Below are 23,905 nucleotides of genomic sequence, written 5' to 3' on the forward strand. Positions count from 1 at the left end.
ACTCACAGGCTAATCTCGCAGCGATTTTTATCATAACTTTGCGAAGGGTTTCCTGCTAACGTCAAAGAGGCACTGCACGGCGAAGAAAAAACCAAAGTTGTATTATTAGCTCCAAAAGAAGCCTTTGTTTAGGCGGCATGTTATTAAACCAATTTGGTAATACTCTAGCTGTTTATTAATGGCAATAAAACCGTCGTATTTTCATAATTAGCTTTATATAGCTATTAAAAATGCCAGCTAATAAGCTGGCATTTTTATAAGTAAATAATTAACCTTACTTAACTAGGGTGTGTAATACGTTGGTGCTCCAGGGCCTACTGGCATACCTAAAACAAATACCCATAAGTAAAACAGTACCACCCAGCCAACAAAGAAGATTAAGCTGTATGGCAACATAGTGGCTACCAAAGTACCTATTCCCATGTCTTTTTTGTATTTAGTGGCAACCGCAAGGATTAAACCAAAGTAACTCATCATGGGGGTAATTAAGTTAGTTACTGAATCACCAATACGATAAGCCGCTTGAATTGTTTCTGGTGCATAACCAATTAACATCAGCATAGGAACAAAAATAGGGGCTGTTACTGCCCACTGCGCTGACGATGAGCCTAGCGTTAAGTTCACTAAAGCACACATCAAAATAAACAGTACAAATACTTCCGGCCCAGTTAAGCTAAGAGCTTGTAATAACGCGGCACCGTTAATCGCTAAAATTGTGCCTAAGTTAGTCCATTTAAAAAATGCAACAAACTGCGCAGCAAAAAACACTAATACAATGTACATGCCCATAGAGCTCATACTTTTGCTCATGGCATTGATCACGTCTTTATCATTTTTCATGGTGCCAACCACTCGACCATACACAAAGCCCGGAATACCAAAGGTAACAAAAATAAAAACAACAATCCCTTTTAAAAACGGCGAGTGAGCAACTAGACCTGTTTCAGGGTTACGTAAAATACCGTCTGCGGGTACAATCGTCCAAGCGAGCAACAACGAAACAACAAGTAATGAAACTCCAGCCCATTTCAAACCTGACTTTTCTTTGGCAGTTAAACCGGCAATATTATTTTGAGCTAAATCTTCACTGGCTTCATCTGGGTTATATTTACCTAAACGTGGCTCAACAATTTTCTCAGTAACAAGCGTACCTAAAACAGCAATTAGCAATACTGAAATCATCATAAAATACCAGTTCGCTTCAGCGCCTACTTGGTAAGTTGGGTCAATCATTTGTGCTGCAGGCGTCGTAATACCCGCTAATAACGGATCGATAGTACCCAGTAATAAGTTAGCACTATAGCCACCCGATACACCAGCAAACGCTGCAGCAAGGCCTGCAAGCGGATGACGACCTAAACTATGAAATATCATTGCCGCTAGGGGGATCAATACTACATAACCCAGCTCAGATGCTGTGTTTGATAAAATAGCAGCGAATACCACCATAAAGGTAACTAAGCGTTTAGATGCACCCATAACCATGCCACGCATTGCCGCAGACAATAATCCTGAATGCTCGGCAACACTTACACCTAATAGCGCTACTAGCACCGTACCCAGTGGCGCAAAGCTGGTAAAGTTAGTTACCAATCCCGTTACAATACGCTGTAAGCCCTCGGCACTGAGTAAGCTAACTACTTCAATTACACCATCTGGATCGCGCCCAGCAGAGCCCTCAGGGCGAGGATCGATAGCACTAAGTCCAAACCAATCAGCAACGCCACTAAATAAAATAATGGCAATACAAAACAGCGCGAATAAGGTAATTGGATGGGGAAGCATATTCCCTAAAAATTCTACCGTGGCTAAAAATCGATTAAACCAACCGCCCTTTGCGGCCTGATTTTCATCTTGGGATGTGTGTGGTGAGTCCATTGAGTCTGACATACCATGCTCTCTTAATTACAAAATGCCCGTAACCTAGCATTATTTTCTGAGCAGGTCATGTAATAAAGATGAATGACTTGTTATCCCATGGTAATTAACTGATGGGTTTGTTGTGATGGGGTTACAAAAAAGAGGCTCTCGCCTCTTATTTAGTCTGCTTAAGCTTGCTCTATGGGTTCTAGTTGTAGTTTTGCAGCAATTAAAACAGCTTGAGTTCGATTATAAACACCGAGTTTTCTAAATATGGCAGTGATGTGAGCTTTGACTGTGGCTTCTGAAATGTGAAGTTCGTACGCAATTTGTTTATTCAGTAAACCTTCGTGCAAATATTGTAATACGCGGTATTGCTGTGGAGTGAGTGATGCCACTTGTGCAGCAATTTCTCTATCTGCGCCTTCTATTTCAGCCACTTTAGTTTTTAGTTCGGTTGGCAGCCAAGTATCGCCTTCGAGTATTTGGTTAATTGCGTTGGCAATATCGTCAGATGATGAAGACTTAGGAATAAACCCCATTGCCCCATAACCCATAACTTTCGAAACAATATTTACATCTTCACTACCCGAAACCACCGCAATAGGTAAGCTTGGGTAATCTTCACGTATACGGATCAAGCCGTATAAGTCACCGTTACCTGGCATGTGTAAATCTAGTAGTAATATATCAAGATCTTCTTGTTCGCTTAACACCTGCAATGTGCTATCAAAATCCGCTGATTCAAATACTTCCAAACCCGCAAACTTTGCACTCAAAGCGCCCTTTAGTGCTTCACGAAATAACGGATGATCGTCCGCTATTAAAAACTGACTCATTGTTCACTCCCAAAAATTCGGCTGCTGTCCAATAGACAACAGCCGATATACTACGTTTAGAATCAACTTCTAATCAAGCTTTTAACGCGAAATTAACGATTTAATCGATTTTCTACTAGCTCATCAACCACTGACGGATCAGCAAGTGTTGAGGTATCACCAAGCTGTTGGTACTCATTTGCCGCGATTTTACGTAAAATACGACGCATAATTTTGCCAGAACGTGTTTTTGGTAAACCTGGCGACCATTGAATCATATCGGGTGATGCTATTGGGCTTAGCTCTTTACGTACCCAATTACGGATCTCTTTGGTCAGCTCATCACTCACAGTAACGCCTTCATTAGGAGTTATGTAAACGTAAATACCTTGGCCTTTAATATCATGTGGGTAACCTACCACTGCCGCTTCAGCTACAGCTTCATGAGCAACTAATGCGCTTTCAATTTCAGCAGTACCTAAACGGTGCCCAGACACATTAAGTACGTCATCAACGCGTCCTGTGATCCAATAATCACCGTCTTCATCGCGACGACAACCGTCACCAGTAAAGTACACACCAGGATAAGCGCTAAAGTAGGTTTGTTCAAAGCGCTCATGGTCGCCATACACTGTTCGTGCTTGTGAAGGCCAGCTATCTAAAATCACAAGGTTACCGTCAACCGCACCTTCTAATGTATTGCCTTCAGCATCAAATAACGCCGGTGCAATACCAAAGAATGGACGAGTTGCAGAGCCAGGTTTCATATCGGTTGCACCTGGTAATGGCGCAATCATGATGCCACCGGTTTCAGTTTGCCACCACGTATCTACAATTGGACAATTAGATTTACCAATTTTTTCATAGTACCAGGTCCATGCTTCTGGATTGATTGGCTCACCCACAGAACCTAAAATGCGCAAGCTGTCGCGATGTGAGCTGGCAATCGGCTCTTCGCCTTTGGCCATCAATGCACGAATGGCAGTAGGTGCTGTGTATAAAATTGTCACGTTATGTTTATCAACCACTTCACCCATACGACCAGCAGTTGGGTAAGTTGGTACGCCTTCAAATACGACTTGTGTACACCCATTAACGAGCGGTCCATAAGCAATATAACTGTGACCTGTGATCCAGCCAACATCAGCACTACACCAAAAAATATCATCGTCTTTTAAATCAAAAATGTATTCGTGGGTCATAGATGAATAGACTAAATAGCCACCGGTGGTATGAACCACACCTTTAGGCTGACCCGTAGAACCCGAGGTATACAGAATAAACAGCGGGTCTTCAGCATTCATGTGTTCAGGTTCGCACTCTGGCGCTTGGTCTACAACTAAGTCATGCCACCAAATATCATGGTCGTGCCAATCAACATCGCCTGAAGTTAGTTTATGTACCACTACATGTTCAACAGTGGTGACTGAATCTTGTAATACGGCTTCATCTACATTGGCTTTGAGCGGAACACAATTACCTGCACGTCGGCCTTCATCTGACGTGATCACCACTTTAGCGCCCGAGTCGTTAATACGATCCGCAATAGCTGACGGTGAAAAACCACCAAAAATAACTGAATGAATTGCGCCTATACGAGCACAAGCCTGCATTGCATATATAGCTTGTGGGCTCATTGGCATGTAAATGGCAACACGGTCACCTTTTTTCACACCCAACTTTTTTAAACCATTGGCAAATTTAGCAACTTCATCATGTAGTTGTTGGTAGGTAATATTTTCGCTTTGCGAGGGATCATCGCCTTCCCAAATTAACGCTACTTTATCTGCTTTTGTTTTTAAGTGACGATCAATACAGTTATATGAGGCATTAAGGTAGCCATCTTCATACCATTTGATATTGATATGGCCTTTATCAAATGAAGTGTTTTTTACTTTTGAATATGGAGTAAACCAGTCAAGACGCTTACCGTGCTCAGCCCAAAACCCTTCAGGGTCCTCAATAGACTGTTTATACATCGTATTATATTTTTCATTATCGACGAGCGCTGCGTTTTTAATGTGCGCAGGAACTGGATAGATACTTTGTGACATATTAGTCTCCAATTTATATTACTTGCCTTAGGCTTTTCATCAAGGATTACTCAGCAGTGCACTATTAAATATTAGACATTAGTTGTATCTGAGTTCAAACAACGATTATCTTATCTATAATCCTCATGGCTACACCCTATTTACATAAAAAACATACTATTAAATAAAAGTATATGAACACTCAATAATTATTAAACCTTAGTCTAATAGACTAATAGTTGATTGAGTAAATTGTGTACATATACAACAGTAGCTTGAATATTTAAAAACTTTGATTGTTTATTAATAATTCGTATTTACTAACAAATTAGATTAAAGATAATTAAATTCAATCTGTTAGTACTATATAAGTAACACACATTAATACATATCATAAGCAAACAACATACAACAAGTAGCCTATAAAAGGACGCAACAATGAAATTTACTCCAATTAAAACACTGGCAGCTACAGCTGTACTTTGTGCACTTTCTAGCACAGCTTATGCCGCAACAGCTGCAAAAATAGGTGATACCGAATTCACCTACGGTGGATACATTAAACTCGACGCAATGTGGAGTGACTACTCAGCAGGTGCGCCTGCAGGCACCAGTGTTGGCCGTGACTTTTATGTACCAAGTACATTAACCGTTGGCAGCGATAATAACTCAGATGCTGTATTTGATATGCACGCACGTGAATCTCGCTTTAACTTTGGTACGTCTACACTTTTAGATAACGGTAAAACGGTTAAAACTAAAATAGAGCTAGACTTTTTATTGTCAGCTCCTGGCGGCAACGAGCGTGTGTCTAATTCATACTCTCCGCGCATTCGCCATGCATTTATCTCATATGATGGCTGGTTATTTGGTCAAACATGGTCAAACTTTCAAAACGTCGGTGCATTACCAGAAGCACTTGATTTTGTTGGTCCTGCAGAAGGCACGGTGTTTGTTCGTCAATCTCAAATTAAATACACTACGGGTGCATGGTCATTCTCGTTAGAGAACCCAGAAAGCACAATTACTACAGCCGGCGGTGGCATGGCCGTAACTGATGATGCCTCATTACCTGACTTTACCGCACGCTACACCCATAATGCTGATTGGGGTAACTTTGTAGTAACAGCCCTTGCTCGTCAACTGACCTACAAAGTAGGTGGTGTTGATGCCGATGAAACCTCATTTGGTGTTAGTGCATCGGGTATGGTGAAGCTTGGTGAAGACAATCTAAAATTTATGCTTACCCAAGGTAAAGGACTAGGTCGTTATGTGGGTCTAAACGTAGCACGTGGTGCGGTTCTTAATGGTGATGACCTAGATGCGATTGATTCAACATCTGGTTTTATTGCGTATCAACATAAGTGGAACAGCCAGTGGCGCTCGACGTTCTTATATTCTTTCTTTAGTGCTGACAATAACACTGATTTATTAGCTATCTCTGGCGACCCTGTTGAATCAAGCCAAAGCTACAGCGCAAATATTTTATACTCACCGGTTAAACGTCTAACCTTTGGCGCTGAATTTAAACATGCAGAACGCGAGCTTGAAAGTGGCGTAGATGGCGATCTAGATCGTTTACAATTTTCTGTAAAGTATGCGTTTTAATTTCCTAACCAATTAAAATACTGATTTACTTCCTGAGCGGCTTCGGCCGCTTTTTTTGTTTTTAACCAGAGCTCAAGTTAACCAAATCCATGCGCTTTACTTAAAAAATATTAAAGACGTGTAAAATACCCAGCAAACGCAATTGCAAATCACTCTCATTTAGATTAAATTACCACCCACATTTAATCTTATGGGAAACATGATGCTGTACAAACATAAAAACTCTGCATTTAAACTGAGTCTACTTACTTCACTGGTTTTATCTGGGCATGCTGTTGCAAACGACACGCAAGACGACCTACCTTTAGAAAAAATTGCCGTTTATGGGCAACATCATAAAAATTATATTACCGAAGAAGCACAGTCAGCGACTAAGCTAGGTTTAACCATTAAAGAAACTCCGCAATCAATTTCTGTTGTCTCACGCGCGTTGATGGATGACTTTTCACTTGATGATATTAATGCGGTATTAGAAAGCACCCCAGGCGTAACAGTGGAACAAATAGAAACCGATCGTACTTACTTTAAAGCCCGTGGTTTTGAAATAACTAACTTTTTAATCGATGGCTTAGGCACACCGCAAACCTCTGGTTCAATTCAAGGGACACTTGATACTGCAATTTACGACCGTGTTGAAATTGTACGTGGTGCCAATGGCATGATGACCGGTGCAGGTAACCCATCAGCGACTGTTAATATGGTGCTAAAAAAGCCAACCTACACAACACAAGTTCATGCATCGGTTTCTTATGGTTCGTGGAATAACAAACGTGTAGATATTGATGTTTCCACACCGATTAACGACGAGCATGCTGTCCGTGCTGTATTTACTAAGCAAGATAAAGAGTCATATCTAGACCGCTACGAAACCGATAAAACCATTGCCTACCTTGCCTATGAAGGAAAGCTAACCGACGATACACTTCTGAACATTAACTACGTAAACCAACAAAAAGATGCCGACAGCCCTCTATGGGGCGCGCTACCGCTTTATTACACAGATGGCTCCCCCACTAACTATGATGAGTCAACTAGTACAGCTGCAGATTGCTCGTATTGGGATAATAGCGCTGAACGTATCTATGTAACTCTTGAGCAAAATTTATCGGCTACCTGGGTCGCAAAAGCGCGTTATGCCCACATAAAGAATGAACAAAATTCTGAATTATTTTATGTGTATGGTACCCCAGATAAAGAAACTGGTTTAGGTTTAACCGGCTATGCGAGTCGTTATGATTACAAAGACACCCAAGATTTGTTTGACTTATATGCCAGCGGTAAATTTGAGTTATTTTCACTAGAGCACGACTTATCATTCGGTATTAGCCAAGCAAACATGGACTTTAATGACCAATCGCTTTATGACTACAGCACAGGAAATGGTTTCCCTGCGATGCCTGATTTAGCGACTTGGGATGGTGTTATCCCTGAGGCAACACTGGTTGATTCGCCTAACGGCAGTGATGTACAAAATACACAAAGATCTGCCTATATTTCAACTCGTATTAAACTAGCAGAGCCATTAAGCATTTTGGCAGGCGTTCGCTATACCGATTGGGAAACTAAAGGTACTGCTTATAGTGTCGTGCAAACCCGCGATGACTCAGAGGTTATTCCTTACATTGGTACGGTGTACGATTTTACTGAGTCGTTATCTGCGTATGCTAGCTATACCGAAACGTTTGTACCACAAAAAGAGTTAGGCATTAACGCTGAACAACTGGCTCCTGTAATTGGCAAAAGTACTGAGGTTGGCCTAAAAGCACAGCTTTTAGGTGAGCAAGTATTTGTTACACTCGCCTACTTTGATGCCGAGCAAGATGGACTTGCTGTTGCACTTCCAAACTCTCTTCCTAGCGATACGCGTTATTATGCTGCAGATGGTATCAATAGCGATGGATTCGAAATTGAGCTAAGCGGTCGCTTAACTGATGATTTAAGTGCCAGTATCAGCTTTAGTAATTTAAGTATTGATGGTGACGAACTTGTCAAAGATTACACCCCAGAAAACCAATTAAAAATGGCTGCCACTTATCAAGTGCCATTTATTGATGGTTTAACCTTAGGTGCTAATTACCGCTGGCAAGATTCTATTAGCCGTGTGCAAGTAAAAGATCCAGCAGGCAACGCATTGGTTACTACAAAACAAGGTGCTTATGGCTTACTAGATTTAATGGCCACCTACGAAATTACTCAAAACGTCGGTGTTACCTTCAATGTTAATAACAGCACTGATGAAAAATACATAAACAGCCTCTATTGGGCTCAAGGTTACTACGGTGCACCGCGTAACTACTCGCTGTCAGTTAACTGGCAGCTATAAATCTGAGTACTGGGCTCTCATGAACAGAGCTTAAGTCAATTTATAGCAAGCAATAAAAAAGCGCTAACCTAATTGGTTAGCGCTTTTTTTAAGCTCGGGTCAAATCAAGCTTTTAAAACTAATTGGCTTAAAGGTCGCCTTCGTCACCTAATACGTCTTCGCCATCTTCTGGCTCAACTGTTGCTTTTAGCAATAGCATTTCACGTAGTTTACCTTCAATTTCATCTGCAATTTCAGGGTTTTCTTTAAGGAACTTAATTGAATTAGACTTACCTTGGCCAACTTTGTTGCCATTATAGCTATACCAAGCACCTGCTTTTTCAACAAGTTTGTGCTTAACACCTAAATCAATCAGCTCACCCTGCTTAGAAATACCTTCACCATACATAATGATAAATTCAGCTTGTTTAAACGGCGGTGCAACTTTGTTTTTAACAATTTTAACGCGCGTTTCATTACCAACAACCTCGTCGCCTTCTTTTACCGAACCAATACGACGAATATCAATACGTACAGAGGCGTAAAATTTCAGGGCGTTACCACCGGTTGTTGTTTCAGGGTTACCAAACATTACACCAATTTTCATACGGATTTGGTTAATGAAAATACATAGCGTGTTTGAGCGCTTAATGTTACCAGTCAGCTTACGTAATGCTTGTGACATTAAACGTGCTTGTAAGCCCATGTGTGAATCACCCATGTCGCCTTCAATTTCAGCTTTTGGCGTTAATGCTGCAACCGAATCGACAATAACCACATCAACCGCGCTTGAACGCACTAACATGTCACAAATTTCCAGTGCTTGCTCACCCGTATCTGGTTGAGATACCAGTAACTCATCAATGTTAACGCCTAGTTTTTGTGCATAAATTGGATCAAGAGCATGCTCAGCATCAACAAAGGCACACGTTTTACCTTCTTTTTGAGCTTCAGCGATAACTTGCAATGTTAGCGTTGTTTTACCTGATGACTCTGGGCCATATACTTCAACAATACGCCCCATTGGTAAGCCGCCTATGCCTAAAGCAATATCAATACCTAGCGAGCCTGTTGATACAGCGTCAATGTTTAACGCCTTGTTATCACCCAATTTCATAATTGAGCCTTTACCAAATTGACGTTCAATTTGTGATAAAGCTGCGTCCAATGCTTTTTGTTTGTTATCGTTCATTTTACTCTCCAAATCCAGCTAATGCAGACAAGTATACTGTATGAAATCACAGTATCAAGCTAATTTTATTATTTTATCTTCTCTATTATAGTTTTTAAAGAAAATACAATAGCTTGCAGCCTAACTTGTGCCCTATCTCCATCAAATACTTGCTCAAACGTCCAATGTTTACCGTTAATTTGTAGCCCAAACCACACAAGCCCTACCGGTTTGCCCTCAGTGGCACCACCGGGACCTGCAATTCCTGAAATAGCAATGCCAATATCAGCATTAGCCGCCTTACATGCACCTGCTGCCATCTCAATGACTGTTTGTTCGCTCACCGCGCCAAATTCCTCGAGGGTATCACGCTTCACATTGAGTAATTCATGCTTTGCGTTATTGCTATAAGTGACAAATGCGCGGTCAATATATGCAGAGCTTCCGGGGGTATCGGTAAGCGAATAACTCACTCCACCACCAGTACATGATTCAGCGGTAGTGATCCATAAGCGTTTATCCGTTAAAATAGCGCCTAATTGCGCAGCAAGTGTCTTAATCTCTTGATGTAATTCCATATTCAGCCTTTGGGTAAATACATGTCGTTTGATCTTTATGCACCGCACACTATAAAACAACAAACCCCTATGATGCAGCAGTATCTAAAAATAAAATCAGAGCATCGCGATATTTTATTGTTTTATCGGATGGGGGATTTTTACGAACTCTTTTTTGACGACGCAAAACGCGCCGCGCAATTGCTTGATATTTCACAAACACATCGTGGCAAAGCCGGTGGCGATCCTATTCCTATGGCGGGCGTGCCTTATCATGCAGTAGAAAACTATTTAGCCCGCTTAGTCCAAATGGGCGAGTCGGTGGCTATTTGTGAGCAAGTGGGCGACCCAGCCACCAGCAAAGGTCCTGTTGAACGCAAGGTAGTACGTATTGTCACTCCGGGTACCATTTCTGACGAAGCCTTACTGCAAGAACGCCAAGACAACCTTTTAACCAGTGTTTGGCAAAATAAAAAAGGCCAATACGGTATTGCGTATCTTGATATCAACTCAGGACGCTTTAATGTTGTTGAAGTAAACACTGATGAAGCATTTAGCTCAACGCTACAACGCTTAGCGCCCGCTGAATTACTGTATAGCGAACACTTTGAAAATATTCACTTAATTGAACACATTAAAGGGGCAAGACGTCGCCCTGATTGGGAGTTTGACCTTGATACCGCGCAGCACTTACTGTGCGAGCAGTTTGGGACCAAAGATTTAGTGGGGTTTGGCGTCGACAAAGCACATAGCGCCTTGGTTGCAGCAGGCTGTTTAATGCAGTACGTAAAAGATACGCAACGTATTGCATTACCGCACATCCGCGCAATCACTCTTGAGCATAACGAACACGCGGTTATTTTGGATGCGCCAACCCGTAAAAACCTTGAGTTAACGGTTAATTTATCCGGCGGCTTTGAAAACACCTTAGCCCAAGTGCTTGATAAAACAGCAACGGCGATGGGCTCGCGATTACTTAAACGTCGCATTCATACTCCTATTCGTAATAAAGATGAACTCAACTCACGACTTAATGCTATTACTGCCATTTTAGATGCACAATTATGTGGTGAACTGCATGACGCGCTCAAAGAGATTGGTGATATAGAACGTGTAATTGCTCGCTTGGCATTACATACCGCTCGCCCACGCGATTTAACACGGCTTCGTAGTGCGCTTCAAGCATTGGCGCCACTGCATAGCTTATTAAACGATGCAACTGATACACGTATTTCGCATATAATTACGCATTCTAAAGAGCTTCCTGAGCTACAAGCATTACTTGAACGTGCTGTCATTGATAATCCGCCAGTGTTAATTCGTGATGGCGGTGTTATTGCGCCAGGGTATAACAGCGAACTCGATGAGTGGCGTAATTTAAGCCAAGGTGCCACCGATGTGCTTGAACAGCTAGAGCAGCGCGAACGAGAACGCACCGGTATTAGTACACTTAAAATTGGTTATAACCGAGTGCATGGCTTTTTTATTGAAGTGAGTCGCGCCAACTCGCACTTAGTGCCTGCAGATTACATTCGTCGTCAAACATTAAAAAATAACGAACGCTATATAATCCCAGAACTAAAAGAACACGAAGACAAAGTTCTCGGCAGTCAATCAAAAGCGCTGGCCCTTGAAAAACAATTATACGAACAGTTATTTGAATTTATAGCTCCGCATATTGAGCAGCTACAAATAATGGCCTCAGTAATTGCCGATCTAGATGTACTGAACAATTTAGCAGAGCGTGCTCAAACACTTAATTATGCCAAGCCTGAGCTTTGCGATAACGATAATATCAGCATTAAACAAGGCCGCCACCCTGTGGTAGAGCAGGTAATGAAAGACCCGTTTATTGCCAACCCTGTGGAGCTCAATAACCAGCGTAAAATGTTGATTATTACCGGCCCTAACATGGGCGGTAAATCAACCTACATGCGCCAAACTGCGCTTATTGTGCTTATGGCACATATTGGCTGTTACGTTCCTGCCGATAGCGCTAAAATTGGTAATATAGATAGAATATTTACCCGTATTGGCGCCAGTGACGACTTAGCATCTGGGCGTTCAACCTTCATGGTTGAAATGACCGAAACCGCGGCTATTTTAAATAATGCCACCGCGCAATCATTGGTGCTTATGGATGAAATAGGCCGAGGAACCAGTACTTACGATGGTTTATCACTGGCGTACGCGACGGCTGATCACCTCGCTTCAATAATAGCGGCTAAAACCCTGTTTGCAACCCATTACTTTGAACTTACAGAACTTGCAGAGCAAACGCCTGGGCTGGTTAATGTGCACCTAGATGCCATCGAACACAACGATACCATTGCCTTTATGCATACGGTATTAGATGGCGCAGCGAGTAAGAGCTTTGGTTTGCAAGTAGCGGCACTGGCCGGGGTGCCTAAAGCAGTTATTGCCCAAGCTAAACAAAAGCTAAGCTTGCTTGAAAACCATCAAAGCGTCACCACAGTCACTACAGAGCAACAGGTTTTACCGTTTGATAGTGAACCGCAAATAATTCAGCCTAGTGAGCTTGAGCAACAAATGAGCGCAATAGACCCTGATAACCTATCACCGCGTCAGGCGCATGAACTGCTTTATAAATTAAAAGCACTGCTTTAAACGCAAACAGCCCGGCTTAAAAAGCCGGGCTGTATTCATTTCTCTGTGTGTTTAGATTAGATTAAGCAAATTGTTCAAATAAGCTTTCGGTACTTAAGCCTTCTTGTTGCAAAATATCTTTTAAGCGGCGCAGCGCTTCAACCTGTATTTGGCGAACTCGCTCACGGGTTAAGCCTATTTCACGGCCAACATCTTCAAGGGTTGAGGGTTCATAGCCTAGTAAACCAAACCGACGTGCAAGTACTTCGCGTTGCTTAGGGTTTAATTCACCTAACCAGTCAATAATATGCGTATTCATATCGTTGTTTTGTACTTCACCTTCAGGGCCTACATTTTTTTCATCAGCTATCACATCTAATAATGCACTGTCATTCTCGCTACCAATGGGCATATCTACAGAGGCTATTTTTTCATTTAGGCGTAGCATTTTGGTGACGTCTTCAACCGGTCTATCTAAGCTTTCTGCAATTTCTTCTGCGGTAGGCTCATGATCAAGCTTTTGCGTTAGCTCACGTGCTGTACGTAAATAAACGTTAAGCTCCTTAACTACATGAATAGGCAAACGAATCGTACGCGTTTGATTCATTATCGCCCGCTCAATGGTTTGACGTATCCACCATGTAGCATAAGTAGAAAATCGAAAACCACGTTCAGGATCAAACTTTTCAACCGCTCTAATGAGTCCTAAGTTACCTTCTTCAATTAAATCGAGTAGAGCAAGCCCACGATTGTTATACCTGCGCGCAATTTTCACAACCAAGCGTAAGTTACTTTCAATCATGCGTTTACGGGAAGCTTCACAGCCTTTAAGCGATTTTCGTGCAAAAAAAACTTCTTCTTCGGCACTTAATAGAGGGGAAAAACCAATTTCGCCTAGGTATAACTGAGTGGCGTCGAAGTTTTTAGTGACTTCTTCTTTAACAAATACGTCTTCATCTTCCACGTCATCAAGTAGTTGCGTTGGCTCTTCAACTTTTGAATCGTCAAACTTATCATCAGTGGGGGTTTTCTCAGCTTTTGCTACATCAGCCATAAGACTTCTCCTGAGCAAGCTATCAATAACTTTATGATTAAGGTCTGTAGTCGTTTTATTAGCTTTTGCTGTATTAGCCATGAGCCTTCTCCAGAACTGTCAATCAACACCTTTAGTTCAGGGTAGGTATTTAGCAGGGTTAACAGCTTTTCCTCGATAACGAATTTCAAAGCGAAGTGCCGTTACTGAAGACTCTGAATTACCAATTTCTGCTATTTTTTGTCCCGCCTTCACTATTTGCTTTTCTTTAACAAGTAACTTTGAGTTATGTGCATAAGCACTTAGGTAATCATCATTATGTTTCAATATAATTAAATTACCGTAACCTCTTAGTGCACTACCCGCATAGACTACCGTTCCTTGAGCAGCGGCGAATACTGCCGTCCCCTTTTTATTAGCAATCTGTAGGCCTTTATAACCATTTTCCTTGTTAGAAAAGCGTTGGATTATTTTACCTTTAGCAGGCCAAAACCAACTCAACTTTCTGTTTGTAGAACCTTGAGGCTTGCTAATTTTTTGGTTAGCTTGTTTTTGAACATACCTACGTTTTTTCGGCTTATCAAGCTCTTTCTTTAATTTTATGTTGCCTTTTTGTAAATGGGATGAATTTTTAACAGCTTTCTTTTTATACTTTTTTTGTGTAACCCTTGACCTACTTGGTTCTAAAAGGGATACAACCTGACCAGGAACAATAGTGTAAGGTGATGGAATTGAATTGTTTTTTGCAAGCTCTCTGAAATCTTTTCCGGCACTAAAAGCAATCGAGTAAAGTGTATCGCCTTTTTGTACTGTGTATTTTCCGCCGTTAATATTAATCCGTGAGGGATAGTCATTAATATTATTATTTAAACTGCTTACCGGAGCGGGAACATGGCGAGACGAGCATGCACAGAGCAAAACACTAATAAATAAAGCAACATAACAGCGTATTTGTTTATTCAATGTGTTTTGCCCTCTGTTTTAATATCATTATATTATGGCGATTATCGCAACAATAGGTACGCAACAGCGATTAAAGCAACCACTGCCCAGCCAAGTACTTCAATATATTGGCGTAATTTTTGTTCCATTTTAACTCCGCCCCATTTCATTAAAGCAGATACTAAAAAGAAACGCGCGCCACGCCCAATACCTGAGGCAATAATAAAAGGTAAAAACGCCATTTGTAATACCCCTGCACCAATAGTAAATACCTTATAAGGAATAGGCGAAAACCCGGCTAAAAATACCACCCATACGCCATAATCTTTAAACCATGTAAGTGCCGTATTAAATTTATCTTGCCATTGCATTTGTGCAATAAAAGGCTCTACAACAGGTTCAAATAACCAAAACCCTAGTAGATAACCTAGCACGCCACCAAGCACAGAAGCTACGGTAGCAAAGCTTGCAAATCGCCATGCTTTACTCGGTTGTGCCAGCGACATAGGCGCTAACATTACATCGGGTGGCACCGGAAAAAAAACCGATTCGGCAAAGCTCATCCCTGCTAAATAACGTTCTGCATGGCGATGCTTAGCCCACACTAAGGCCATATCATATAACTTGGTAAACAACTTCAAAATGAATTCCTATTCAATATCGCCAGGGACCAAAGGTACAAATCTTACTGGCGCAATTACATGCTCTGTAAAGCTATCGCCTTGGCGAATAACCATGGTTAATTTTTGTTCTGCCTCACCAATGGGGGCGAGTAATACGCCTCCATCTGCAAGTTGTGCGAGTAGTTCTGGAGGGATAATCGTTGCCGCAGCCGTCACAATAATGCCATTAAATGGCGCTTGCGATTGCCATCCTTGCCAACCGTCACCGTGTTTCATAGTGACATTATATAAATCGAGCTGATGTAATCGACGCTTTGCTTGCCATTGCAAAGCTTTTATACGCTCAACCGAGTACACCTTATCAAAGGTTTTAGCCAGTACCGCGGTTTGATAGCCGGATCCGGTACCAATTTCTAACACTTTACTTTTCACGCCAGCTAAACGCATCAATTCGGTCATACGGGCAACAATGTAAGGCTGAGAAATAGTTTGTCCTTGCCCTATTGGTAGCGCCGTATTTTGATACGCTTTGTGCTTTAGTACATCATCAATAAAAATATGCCGAGGAATTTGCGCAATCGCCTTTAAAACCTCCTTATCTTCTACGCCCTCTCGTTGTAATAGGTCTGAAAGCGCTTGTGCACTGCGGGTATAATTAGCCAGCACGGTTGATCTCCAACTCGGCTAACCACTCTCCCACAGCTTTGATACTGTCTTTAGCGGTCATATCAACGCTCAATGGGGTGACTGATGCATAGCCATTATTTACAGCATAAAAATCAGTGCCTTCACCGGCATCGCTTTCTGTACCCAAAGAACCATACCAAAAAATATCGCGTCCCCAAGGATCGCTTTGCTTAGTCATGGTTTCTGCTTTGTGTCGCGCGCCTAAGCGAGTTACCTGAACCCCTTTTAGCTCACTTAAAGGAATATCTGGCACATTAATATTGATGATCTGATCTTTAGGCAGTGGATGCGAAGCAAGCCCTTTAATAATATTGACCGTAACGGCCGCTGCCGTTTCAAAGTGTTCACCATGGTGAGAGCACAAAGACACCGCAATTGCTGGTAAGCCCAGATGACGACCTTCGGTCGCCGCAGCAACCGTACCAGAGTAAAGTGTATCGTCACCTAAATTGCCGCCGTGGTTAATACCGGCTACCACTAAATCGGGCTTTTCATCCATTAATTGATTCACACCTAAATGCACACAATCCGTTGGCGTGCCATTAACCGACATAAAGCCATTGTCGAGTGTCGTTGCACGCAAAGGATTCATTAACGTCAGTGAATTACTTGCGCCACTGCAATTTCTATCTGGCGCAACCAGCGTTACCTCAGCAATTTGTGTTAATGCTTGGTATAAAACAGCAATACCTTTGGCATTAACACCATCATCATTACTTAATAGAATCTTCATCTGCGTTATCCTTTTCTTTTCGCTCGCGAGGACTGGCGTCAGTATAATCAACCAGTTCGCGCAGTAAAGCCGTTGCAAAGCAGCCTTTGGGTAAACCAAAGCTGAGTTTTAATGTGCGTTCATCAAGTGTTTCTATGCTTAGCTCTTGGGGTATTAAACGCAGCATTCTACGCTCGTTTTTAAGCCCTAAATCCCCTAAGCCATCACACCATGCTTGATACGGTGCCAACCATGTTTTTTCTTGTTCGGTTAAGCCTTTTTCACTTTTGCCCACCATGGGCGCCGACATCATAATATCGCCAGAAGCAAGCCGTGCAATATTTTCATCACTTATCGCATCTTCAAAAAATGCATTACTGCCACTGAGCATAAATACTTCGCGGTGCATGGTTTTAGCAAGGCCATGCTCAGCCACGCGTAAACTAACAATTTGATTAAACACATGTGAACGCGCAGCAGAAATAATAATGCCTCGCAGCTTTTTATCGCGAATACGCTCACCAGCAAACATTTTTTCGGCCATCACTAGGTTGTGTCCATCACGACCAAAGCGCTGTTCACCAAAATAGTTAGGCACACCAGCACGCACTGCGTTTATACGGCACAAAATATCAAGCGGCTCGGTTACATTGCGCAAGGTAATAGTAAATCTATTTCCTTTATGACAACCGGTGCGTAATTTTCGCTCATGACGCTGCTGCGAAACCACAAACACGCTTTCACTGTTGAGCTCAGTAAAATCAATATGTTTTTTAATCGGTACTTTTACGCTAAACCACTGCGAGCATACTCCATGGCGGTCTTTCATACCGGCATAGCTTACATCACGTGGCGATACACCCGCTTTTTGTGCAATCAGCTTGGCAACATATTGGGTGTTTTCACCCTTTTTTACCACTTGCAAGCACACATGCTCGCCACTGCCGGTAAACTCTATATCGAGATCTTCATCGACCATGAAGTCTTCTGCGGTGGTTTTAAAATCGGCTTTAGAAAGCGGCGCGCCGTATAAATAATTTAATTCGCTCATGCGCTTTGTTTACTCATAATGACCACGGCATGGCTTGAAATTCCTTCTTTTCGCCCCTCAAACCCGAGCTTTTCAGTGGTTGTGGCTTTAACATTTATCTGTGAGAGCTCAGCATTTAAATCACTGGCAAGATTGGTTCGCATTGCTTGAATGTGCGGCAGCATTTTTGGTGCTTGTGCCACAATGGTGACATCCGCATTGCCCAATACATAGCCCTGTTGCTTGGCCAAACTCACCACATGACGAAGCAAAATACGGCTATCAATATTTTCATACTCACTGGCTGTATCTGGAAAGTGCTTACCAATATCGCCCAGCGCTAATGAGCCTAAAATCGCGTCACACAACGCATGAATAGCTACATCACCATCTGAGTGCGCTAAAAAGCCTTGCGGGTAATCAATTTTTTCGCCGCAGATGGTTAAAGGCCCTTGGCCACCAAACTTATGCACGTCAAAACCATGGCCTATTCGTATCATGTTGCACTCTCATTATTTTGTTTTTGCAGTAAAAAAGCTGCTAAGTCTAAATCTTCTGGGGTGGTAATTTTAATATTATCACTGCGCCCCGCCACCAACCTTACCGGCTTATTTGCCCATTCCATGGCACTGGCTTCATCAGTAATAATTGCCCCATTGGCTAACGCATTTTGCAGTGCTGTTTTGAGCTCGTCATATTTAAAAAGCTGTGGCGTAAGTGCTTGCCATAAATCATCACGAGGCACTGTTTGCTGCGCATGGCTTTGCCCTCGTTTTATGGTGTCTTTTACTTTGCTGGCTAAAATGCCGCCTTCATCAGCCTGCATGCACTGTGCGATTAAGCGCTCTATATCAGCAATATCAACTAAAGGTCTTGCTGCATCATGCACCAAAACCCAAGTCGGTGGATTGGCAGCTAAAAACAATAAACTGTTTAATACTGAATCTGCACGCTCTTTACCGCCAATAGCACGCACGATGCGAGGATCAGCTAGCGTAAGGTCGTCAAAGTAAGGGTCGGTTTCGCTCAAAGCCACCACTATAGAGTTTAACTGCGGTAACTGCGATAACTTAGCGAGCGTGTGCTCTAAAATGGTTTTCCCTGCTAAGGAAATATATTGCTTTGGTGTTGTGTGTTGCATTCTGCTGCCAACACCTGCGGCAGGAACAATAGCTGCAATAGTAAATTTATTTGTCATGGTGTTGAGCCGGTAAAACACGAATAAAGGTTTCGTCCGGTTTAATCATTCCTAATTCGTTGCGGGCACGCTCTTCAATACCTTCAAGGCCGAGCTTTAAATCTTCTATATCCGCTTTTAATACTTTATTACGCTTTATTAGTTTTTCGTTAGTTTGTTGATGCGATGCTACCGCATTTTTTAGACGGGTATAGTCTTGCACACCATTATGGCCAAACCAAAGTCTATACTGAATAAAAAGTGCTAAGCACAACAAGCCAAATTGAAAAAATCGCATTAAACACTCCTTATTTTAATTTTGAATTGTAAGCTTTACGCCAATGGCCGCTTAACATTGCGCCAATTAATATTGGCAGCCAATAACATTTCCCGTAACGATAATACCCGTGGCGTACTGCGCTTTGAAAACTGCCACTGGTGGCCACAACACGCCGCAGCAAGGCTCGTTTTACTAGGTTTAAGCAATTGCGCACTTTGTTGCTCAAGTCCTTGGCCTAAAAAATCAAACCAGCCAAGCTCATTGCAATGAACCTGTGTTTTAGTTACTTGATCAATGCTATCTATTCTAACCCGAATTTGACCGTGACTTTGTAATAATACAGGAATAATCAGCCCAACTTTGGCATGCGCTTGATAAAAAAGTTCATTCGCTGAAGAATTAACTTCTGGCGGTGTTGGTTTTTGTTTTTCAAGCCAGCCCCCATTTTGCGCATCGAGCGTAAAAGGCGATGTTGCATTAGCTACACGTGTTGCGGCACGTTCAATGTAATACGGCAGGCTTTTTAATTGCCTGCGTAAACGATCACCATTAGGTTCAGCCACTAAGCGCTGCACCTCACGCTGATAAAAGGCATTACATAATTGTGCATAAAGCACTTTTTGTGCATCAGTTTGCCACATTTCAACTTGTTGGTTTGTGTCAAACTGCTTATTTTTACTGACCAATCGCTATACTCAAAAACACCTTAATAGATGTTTTATAACACAGTAATACACAGTTTTTAAGCACCGATTGTTAGGGCTTTTCGCCTAATTTCGCAATGCCTGATTCTAAAAATTGCACAACCGTATTACGTTTTTTTCCAATTAATAAACTGCCATCGGCTAAAAACATAAAGTTTTGCCAGTTGCGTTTAAACACATCAAAGCTCGTTTCAATAATATTATCGCGCGCCATACAAAAATAAACGGTGGTGTTAGCCTGCCAGTCTAGGTGGTTTAAAATAGCGTCAGGAAATTGGGGATCTTCGCTTTCCCATGCGTCTTCCCAATTTACTTCTTGGCTAAAGTTTTGCTCTTGCGCGCACCAATCGGTTTTATCAAAAAAGTCAGGATGATCATGTTCACGACTCACCATGGTTGTCCATAGCACTGCAGCACGTTCGCTGGTCATCGGTTTAATATTAGCTGCATCAATATCTGAAACCGGAATATCTTTGTGGCGAAATACCCAGGCTTTTTTGTAATCATCAAGAGAAATATAATTCATAGTATTGGCGTATTCTTTGGCATAATAAAAAGCGAAGGCAAATTATACAAGATAACAGACTATGACTACAGCACTAAAACTGGGTTTATATCAACACTACAAAGGCCCACAATATAAAGTTATGCATGTGGCGACCCACAGCGAAACCAACGAGCAGTTGGTTATTTACCAAGCCTTATACGGTGAATACGGCATATGGGCACGCCCACTAAGTATATTTACTGAAACCGTAGAAAAAGACGGTAAAACTATCGCCCGTTTTGCCTACCTTGGTGAAGCCGATTAACTATGGCATTATAACGCATAATAATTACTGCTCAGACCAGAGGATGACCCGTGCAATTTAATTCAACCGACAACTACATCGCAAGCTCAGCATTAAAACAGGCAGTAAACGCCGCTATTATGCTGCAAAAACCGCTTTTAATTAAAGGCGAGCCGGGCACAGGTAAAACCATGTTGGCTGAAGAGCTGGCAAAAAGTTTAGATACCGAGTTGATTCAGTGGCATATAAAATCAACCACTAAAGCGCAGCAAGGTTTGTACGAGTACGATGCAGTATCGCGTTTACGCGACAGCCAGCTAGGTGATGAGCGCGTTCATAATATTAGTAACTACATAGTTAAAGGTAAGCTGTGGCAAGCCTTCATGTACGCTGAACTAAACGGAAAACGCCCAGTACTGCTTATTGACGAAATAGACAAAGCCGATATTGAGTTTCCAAACGATTTACTACTCGAACTCGATAAAATGGAATTTCATGTATACGAAACCGGTGAGCGTATTGTGGCTAAAGAGCGCCCTATTGTGATCATCACATCAAACAATGAAAAAGAGCTGCCTGATGCGTTTTTACGTCGCTGTTTTTTCCATTATATTGATTTTCCAAATAGCGACGAAATGCAGCAAATTATTGATGTGCACTACCCGCATGTTAAACAAGATTTAGTTCGCCAAGCACTTGAAGTATTTTTTAACTTACGCGAAGCCAACGGCCTTAAAAAGAAGCCATCCACCAGCGAGTTACTGGATTGGTTAAAACTATTAATGGCTGAAGATATAGACGCAAAAACCTTGCACGACAAAGCGCAAAAAGGCGGCTTAATGCCGATGTTCGGCGCACTACTTAAAAACGAGCAAGACATAAGCCTAATCGAAAAGCTCGCGTTTATGAGCCGTCGCTAACATGTTGGTACAGTTTTTTTTCACGCTACGTAAATACCGCTTGCCTGTGAGCCTGCGCGAACTACTCGATTTAATTAACGCTTTAAAACAAGGCGTTATATTTGCTGATGTAGACGCGTTTTATCATTTAGCGCGCACTATTATGGTAAAGGACGAAACCCATTTTGACCGGTTCGATAAAGCCTTTAGCGATTACTTTAGCGGTATTGCCGACTTAGACCTGCTCGAAAGCTTAAAACAACAACACAACTTACCTGAAGATTGGTTGCGTAAAGAGTTTGAAAAGCATCTAAGTGATGAAGAAAAAGCCCAACTAAAAGCCATGGGCGGGCTCGACGAGCTAATGAAAACCCTAAAAGAGCGTTTAGAAGAACAGCAAAAACGCCACGCAGGCGGCAATAAATGGGTCGGCACTGGCGGTACCTCGCCTTTTGGTGCGTATGGTTATAACCCTGAGGGTGTGCGTATTGGTCAAGACGGCAACCGCAATCGCCAAGCGGTAAAAGTGTGGGATAAGCGCGAATACCGTAACCTAGATTCTGACCGCGAAATTGGCTCTCGTACCATAAAGCTGGCACTTAAAAAACTACGCAAATTTGCTCGTACTGGCGCAAGCGACACCCTTGATTTAAACGAGACTATTCGCGCGACCGCCAAGCAAGGCGGCATGCTGGATGTAAAAATGGCCCCCGAGCGCCACAACGCGGTAAAAGTATTGATGCTGTTTGATATTGGCGGTTCAATGGATGACTACATTCATACCTGCGAAGAATTATTTAGCGCCGCCCACAGCGAATTTAAACACCTTGAGTTTTACTACTTTCATAACTGTTTATACGAACACGTGTGGCAAGATAACCAACGCCGCCACTCAAACGTTATTGACACCATGACGCTGATCAACAAATTTACCAGCGACTACAAAGTTATATTTGTTGGTGATGCCACTATGGGCCCGTATGAAATTGCCTATCCTGGCGGCTCAGTAGAACATTGGAATGAAGAACCCGGCAGTGCATGGTTGAACCGAATCACAAATCACTTTGATAAAGTCGCGTGGCTCAACCCACAACCGGTTGAACACTGGCCGTACTATCAATCAATTGATTTTATAAAGCAGCTAATGAACAACCGCATGTACCCGCTGAGCTTGGATGGGATAAGTAGCGCTATAAAAGAGCTGAGTTAAATATTAATTTACGCCAGCTCAGCGCTAGCAGCAGAGCTTCGGGCGTGAACCCATAACTTTGTTGGGTGGCGCCTTCGGCTTAACCAACCTACCTTTGACGTAGGTCGGATAAGTGGCGAAGCCACGCCATCCGACAAAATGATGAATTAACCAGAAACAATCCGGCTTACCGTGTTTTTAGCTTCGTTTAAATTGATTGTTATGAATTTTTTCGCTCACGACAGACAAATTTTGGTAAATTATCCATGGGATCTCCGAAATTTAGAAGTTCGATTATTCGACGTGGTAGGCTGTGATAATCAGGGAAGTCCATATTATTATAATCATCAATAATATCCCATATGAGCTCCTCTGCTTCAGCTTTAAAGTCAACATCAATCTCTAAATCACTAATTGCAGAGAGGTTTTCAAAACGATTACCCGTATGTTTTAGTGAATTATAAACACGTCTATTTTCAATTCTTGAGCGTTTCTTTATATCTTTTATCTCATCTTCCGTTAACTCTCGACTACTAAAGTATTTAGAAAAACGAACACTAGTTTGCGCATGTTTTTCTTTTGACAGTTCAGAAGTTTTTCCAGCATCTTCTATCAATGGTCCTACAAGGTAAATCGCAGCACCAGAGAGTAAAATTGATTTTATATAACCAATATCACTTTGCGCATTTTTATATTCTTCAACTGCTTCATATATCAGTTCAGCAGCTATGACTCGCTTGTCCATATTCACACCAATATTGCATAATGCGCTTTGGCATCATCAAACGTTGTAGTTAATTCTGAAAATAAATCACGTTTGCCCATTGTGCGATCCCCCCTAAAAGCTATCTTAATAATCTTGATATCATGCAGCAATATTTA

At 42.0% G+C, this 23,905-nt stretch carries 23 protein-coding genes; 6 read left to right on the forward strand and 17 right to left on the reverse strand.

What is annotated here, in order from left to right; all coding sequences use genetic code 11:
• Nucleotides 1-282 precede the first annotated feature (282 nt).
• The 3 genes from QMA00_RS00800 to acs form a co-directional block, all read right to left on the reverse strand.
• Entirely contained in the window at nt 283-1,890 is a 1,608-nt protein-coding gene (locus QMA00_RS00800; RefSeq protein ID WP_008111547.1) for an AbgT family transporter, read from the reverse strand.
• Nucleotides 1,891-2,048: 158 nt separating this feature from the next.
• Nucleotides 2,049-2,699 (reverse strand): response regulator transcription factor, encoded by a 651-nt coding sequence (locus QMA00_RS00805; protein WP_076920663.1) that lies wholly within the window; start codon nt 2,697-2,699, stop codon nt 2,049-2,051.
• Nucleotides 2,700-2,791: 92 nt separating this feature from the next.
• Nucleotides 2,792-4,732, reverse strand: a complete 1,941-nt coding sequence (acs, locus tag QMA00_RS00810) for an acetate--CoA ligase (RefSeq protein ID WP_076920664.1) — start codon at nt 4,730-4,732, stop codon at nt 2,792-2,794.
• A gap of 417 nt (nt 4,733-5,149) precedes the next feature.
• Here acs and QMA00_RS00815 point away from each other — a divergent pair, with 417 nt between their 5' ends.
• On the forward strand, nt 5,150-6,319 hold the full coding sequence (locus QMA00_RS00815) for a DcaP family trimeric outer membrane transporter (RefSeq protein WP_076920665.1): 1,170 nt from the start codon (nt 5,150-5,152) through the stop codon (nt 6,317-6,319).
• A 202-nt stretch (nt 6,320-6,521) separates the two neighbouring features.
• On the forward strand, nt 6,522-8,642 hold the full coding sequence (locus tag QMA00_RS00820; RefSeq protein ID WP_175610029.1) for a TonB-dependent siderophore receptor: 2,121 nt from the start codon (nt 6,522-6,524) through the stop codon (nt 8,640-8,642).
• Nucleotides 8,643-8,769: 127 nt separating this feature from the next.
• Here the strand turns inward: QMA00_RS00820 and recA are convergent, their stop codons facing one another.
• Both recA and QMA00_RS00830 read right to left on the reverse strand, forming a co-directional pair.
• Nucleotides 8,770-9,813, reverse strand: coding sequence for a recombinase RecA (recA, locus tag QMA00_RS00825; RefSeq protein WP_013465663.1), 1,044 nt, complete (start codon nt 9,811-9,813; stop codon nt 8,770-8,772).
• Nucleotides 9,814-9,881: 68 nt separating this feature from the next.
• Complete coding sequence (locus tag QMA00_RS00830) at nt 9,882-10,370, reverse strand: CinA family protein (RefSeq protein ID WP_076920667.1); 489 nt, start codon at nt 10,368-10,370, stop codon at nt 9,882-9,884.
• 21 nt (nt 10,371-10,391) lie between these two features.
• Between QMA00_RS00830 and mutS the strand changes: the two genes are divergently transcribed.
• Nucleotides 10,392-12,977, forward strand: coding sequence for a DNA mismatch repair protein MutS (gene mutS / locus QMA00_RS00835; protein WP_076920668.1), 2,586 nt, complete (start codon nt 10,392-10,394; stop codon nt 12,975-12,977).
• Between the two features lie 61 nt (nt 12,978-13,038).
• Here mutS and rpoS read toward each other — a convergent pair whose 3' ends face one another.
• The 11 genes from rpoS to QMA00_RS00890 form a co-directional block, all read right to left on the reverse strand.
• Entirely contained in the window at nt 13,039-14,010 is a 972-nt protein-coding gene (gene rpoS, locus QMA00_RS00840) for an RNA polymerase sigma factor RpoS (RefSeq protein ID WP_033102888.1), read from the reverse strand.
• Nucleotides 14,011-14,127: 117 nt separating this feature from the next.
• Nucleotides 14,128-14,952, reverse strand: a complete 825-nt coding sequence (locus QMA00_RS00845) for a peptidoglycan DD-metalloendopeptidase family protein (protein WP_076920669.1) — start codon at nt 14,950-14,952, stop codon at nt 14,128-14,130.
• 41 nt (nt 14,953-14,993) lie between these two features.
• Nucleotides 14,994-15,572 (reverse strand): YqaA family protein, encoded by a 579-nt coding sequence (locus QMA00_RS00850; RefSeq protein ID WP_033102817.1) that lies wholly within the window; start codon nt 15,570-15,572, stop codon nt 14,994-14,996.
• Between the two features lie 9 nt (nt 15,573-15,581).
• Nucleotides 15,582-16,220 (reverse strand): protein-L-isoaspartate(D-aspartate) O-methyltransferase, encoded by a 639-nt coding sequence (locus tag QMA00_RS00855; RefSeq protein WP_016899661.1) that lies wholly within the window; start codon nt 16,218-16,220, stop codon nt 15,582-15,584.
• Nucleotides 16,210-16,974: a 5'/3'-nucleotidase SurE gene (surE, locus tag QMA00_RS00860; protein WP_028833935.1), complete on the reverse strand. Its 765-nt coding sequence runs from the start codon at nt 16,972-16,974 to the stop codon at nt 16,210-16,212. The genes QMA00_RS00855 and surE overlap by 11 nt, the downstream gene beginning before the upstream one ends.
• Nucleotides 16,955-18,004 carry a tRNA pseudouridine(13) synthase TruD gene (locus tag QMA00_RS00865; RefSeq protein WP_076920670.1) on the reverse strand — a complete coding sequence of 350 codons (1,050 nt, stop codon included), beginning with the start codon at nt 18,002-18,004 and terminating at the stop codon, nt 16,955-16,957. The genes surE and QMA00_RS00865 overlap by 20 nt, the downstream gene beginning before the upstream one ends.
• The gene (ispF, locus tag QMA00_RS00870) at nt 18,001-18,483 is read right to left on the reverse strand and encodes a 2-C-methyl-D-erythritol 2,4-cyclodiphosphate synthase (RefSeq protein ID WP_016899658.1); all 483 of its coding nucleotides are present in this window, start codon (nt 18,481-18,483) and stop codon (nt 18,001-18,003) included. The genes QMA00_RS00865 and ispF overlap by 4 nt, the downstream gene beginning before the upstream one ends.
• Complete coding sequence (gene ispD, locus QMA00_RS00875; RefSeq protein WP_076920671.1) at nt 18,480-19,181, reverse strand: 2-C-methyl-D-erythritol 4-phosphate cytidylyltransferase; 702 nt, start codon at nt 19,179-19,181, stop codon at nt 18,480-18,482. The genes ispF and ispD overlap by 4 nt, the downstream gene beginning before the upstream one ends.
• A complete protein-coding gene (gene ftsB / locus QMA00_RS00880) occupies nt 19,171-19,458 on the reverse strand; it encodes a cell division protein FtsB (RefSeq protein ID WP_013465673.1) in 288 nt (95 codons plus the stop codon). The genes ispD and ftsB overlap by 11 nt, the downstream gene beginning before the upstream one ends.
• Nucleotides 19,459-19,493: 35 nt before the next feature.
• A complete protein-coding gene (locus QMA00_RS00885) occupies nt 19,494-20,126 on the reverse strand; it encodes a hypothetical protein (RefSeq protein ID WP_076920672.1) in 633 nt (210 codons plus the stop codon).
• 70 nt (nt 20,127-20,196) lie between these two features.
• Nucleotides 20,197-20,670: a DUF2947 domain-containing protein gene (locus QMA00_RS00890; RefSeq protein ID WP_013465675.1), complete on the reverse strand. Its 474-nt coding sequence runs from the start codon at nt 20,668-20,670 to the stop codon at nt 20,197-20,199.
• Between the two features lie 61 nt (nt 20,671-20,731).
• On the opposite strand from QMA00_RS00890, the gene QMA00_RS00895 reads away from it, so the two are divergent.
• Genes QMA00_RS00895 through QMA00_RS00905 form a run of 3 tightly spaced genes read left to right on the forward strand, consistent with a single transcriptional unit; the run spans nt 20,732 to nt 23,044 of the window.
• A complete protein-coding gene (locus QMA00_RS00895) occupies nt 20,732-20,956 on the forward strand; it encodes a DUF1653 domain-containing protein (RefSeq protein WP_076920673.1) in 225 nt (74 codons plus the stop codon).
• A 50-nt stretch (nt 20,957-21,006) separates the two neighbouring features.
• A complete protein-coding gene (locus QMA00_RS00900) occupies nt 21,007-21,855 on the forward strand; it encodes a MoxR family ATPase (protein ID WP_008464234.1) in 849 nt (282 codons plus the stop codon).
• A gap of 1 nt (nt 21,856) precedes the next feature.
• Nucleotides 21,857-23,044, forward strand: a complete 1,188-nt coding sequence (locus QMA00_RS00905) for a VWA domain-containing protein (protein ID WP_033102823.1) — start codon at nt 21,857-21,859, stop codon at nt 23,042-23,044.
• Between the two features lie 199 nt (nt 23,045-23,243).
• Here the strand turns inward: QMA00_RS00905 and QMA00_RS00910 are convergent, their stop codons facing one another.
• Nucleotides 23,244-23,768: a hypothetical protein gene (locus QMA00_RS00910; protein ID WP_076920674.1), complete on the reverse strand. Its 525-nt coding sequence runs from the start codon at nt 23,766-23,768 to the stop codon at nt 23,244-23,246.
• Between the last annotated feature and the right edge of the window lie 137 nt (nt 23,769-23,905).

The sequence above is a fragment of the Pseudoalteromonas sp. APC 3694 genome, assembly GCF_030407565.1.
Classification (GTDB): Bacteria; Pseudomonadota; Gammaproteobacteria; order Enterobacterales; family Alteromonadaceae; genus Pseudoalteromonas; species Pseudoalteromonas tetraodonis.

What these genes read in the sequence shown, in the direction of transcription:
- QMA00_RS00905 (WP_033102823.1), top strand. Translation starts at nt 21,857, where the DNA reads ATGTTGGTACAGTTTTTTTTCACGCTACGTAAATACCGCTTGCCTGTG.
- QMA00_RS00815 (WP_076920665.1), top strand. Translation starts at nt 5,150, where the DNA reads ATGAAATTTACTCCAATTAAAACACTGGCAGCTACAGCTGTACTTTGT.
- mutS (WP_076920668.1), top strand. Translation starts at nt 10,392, where the DNA reads ATGTCGTTTGATCTTTATGCACCGCACACTATAAAACAACAAACCCCT.
- QMA00_RS00800 (WP_008111547.1), bottom strand. Translation starts at nt 1,890, where the DNA reads ATGTCAGACTCAATGGACTCACCACACACATCCCAAGATGAAAATCAG.
- QMA00_RS00865 (WP_076920670.1), bottom strand. Translation starts at nt 18,004, where the DNA reads ATGAGCGAATTAAATTATTTATACGGCGCGCCGCTTTCTAAAGCCGAT.
- QMA00_RS00910 (WP_076920674.1), bottom strand. Translation starts at nt 23,768, where the DNA reads ATGGACAAGCGAGTCATAGCTGCTGAACTGATATATGAAGCAGTTGAA.
- recA (WP_013465663.1), bottom strand. Translation starts at nt 9,813, where the DNA reads ATGAACGATAACAAACAAAAAGCATTGGACGCAGCTTTATCACAAATT.
- QMA00_RS00830 (WP_076920667.1), bottom strand. Translation starts at nt 10,370, where the DNA reads ATGGAATTACATCAAGAGATTAAGACACTTGCTGCGCAATTAGGCGCT.
- ispF (WP_016899658.1), bottom strand. Translation starts at nt 18,483, where the DNA reads ATGATACGAATAGGCCATGGTTTTGACGTGCATAAGTTTGGTGGCCAA.
- QMA00_RS00820 (WP_175610029.1), top strand. Translation starts at nt 6,522, where the DNA reads ATGCTGTACAAACATAAAAACTCTGCATTTAAACTGAGTCTACTTACT.
- ispD (WP_076920671.1), bottom strand. Translation starts at nt 19,181, where the DNA reads ATGACAAATAAATTTACTATTGCAGCTATTGTTCCTGCCGCAGGTGTT.
- QMA00_RS00890 (WP_013465675.1), bottom strand. Translation starts at nt 20,670, where the DNA reads ATGAATTATATTTCTCTTGATGATTACAAAAAAGCCTGGGTATTTCGC.
- QMA00_RS00895 (WP_076920673.1), top strand. Translation starts at nt 20,732, where the DNA reads ATGACTACAGCACTAAAACTGGGTTTATATCAACACTACAAAGGCCCA.
- rpoS (WP_033102888.1), bottom strand. Translation starts at nt 14,010, where the DNA reads ATGGCTGATGTAGCAAAAGCTGAGAAAACCCCCACTGATGATAAGTTT.
- acs (WP_076920664.1), bottom strand. Translation starts at nt 4,732, where the DNA reads ATGTCACAAAGTATCTATCCAGTTCCTGCGCACATTAAAAACGCAGCG.
- ftsB (WP_013465673.1), bottom strand. Translation starts at nt 19,458, where the DNA reads ATGCGATTTTTTCAATTTGGCTTGTTGTGCTTAGCACTTTTTATTCAG.
- QMA00_RS00805 (WP_076920663.1), bottom strand. Translation starts at nt 2,699, where the DNA reads ATGAGTCAGTTTTTAATAGCGGACGATCATCCGTTATTTCGTGAAGCA.
- surE (WP_028833935.1), bottom strand. Translation starts at nt 16,974, where the DNA reads ATGAAGATTCTATTAAGTAATGATGATGGTGTTAATGCCAAAGGTATT.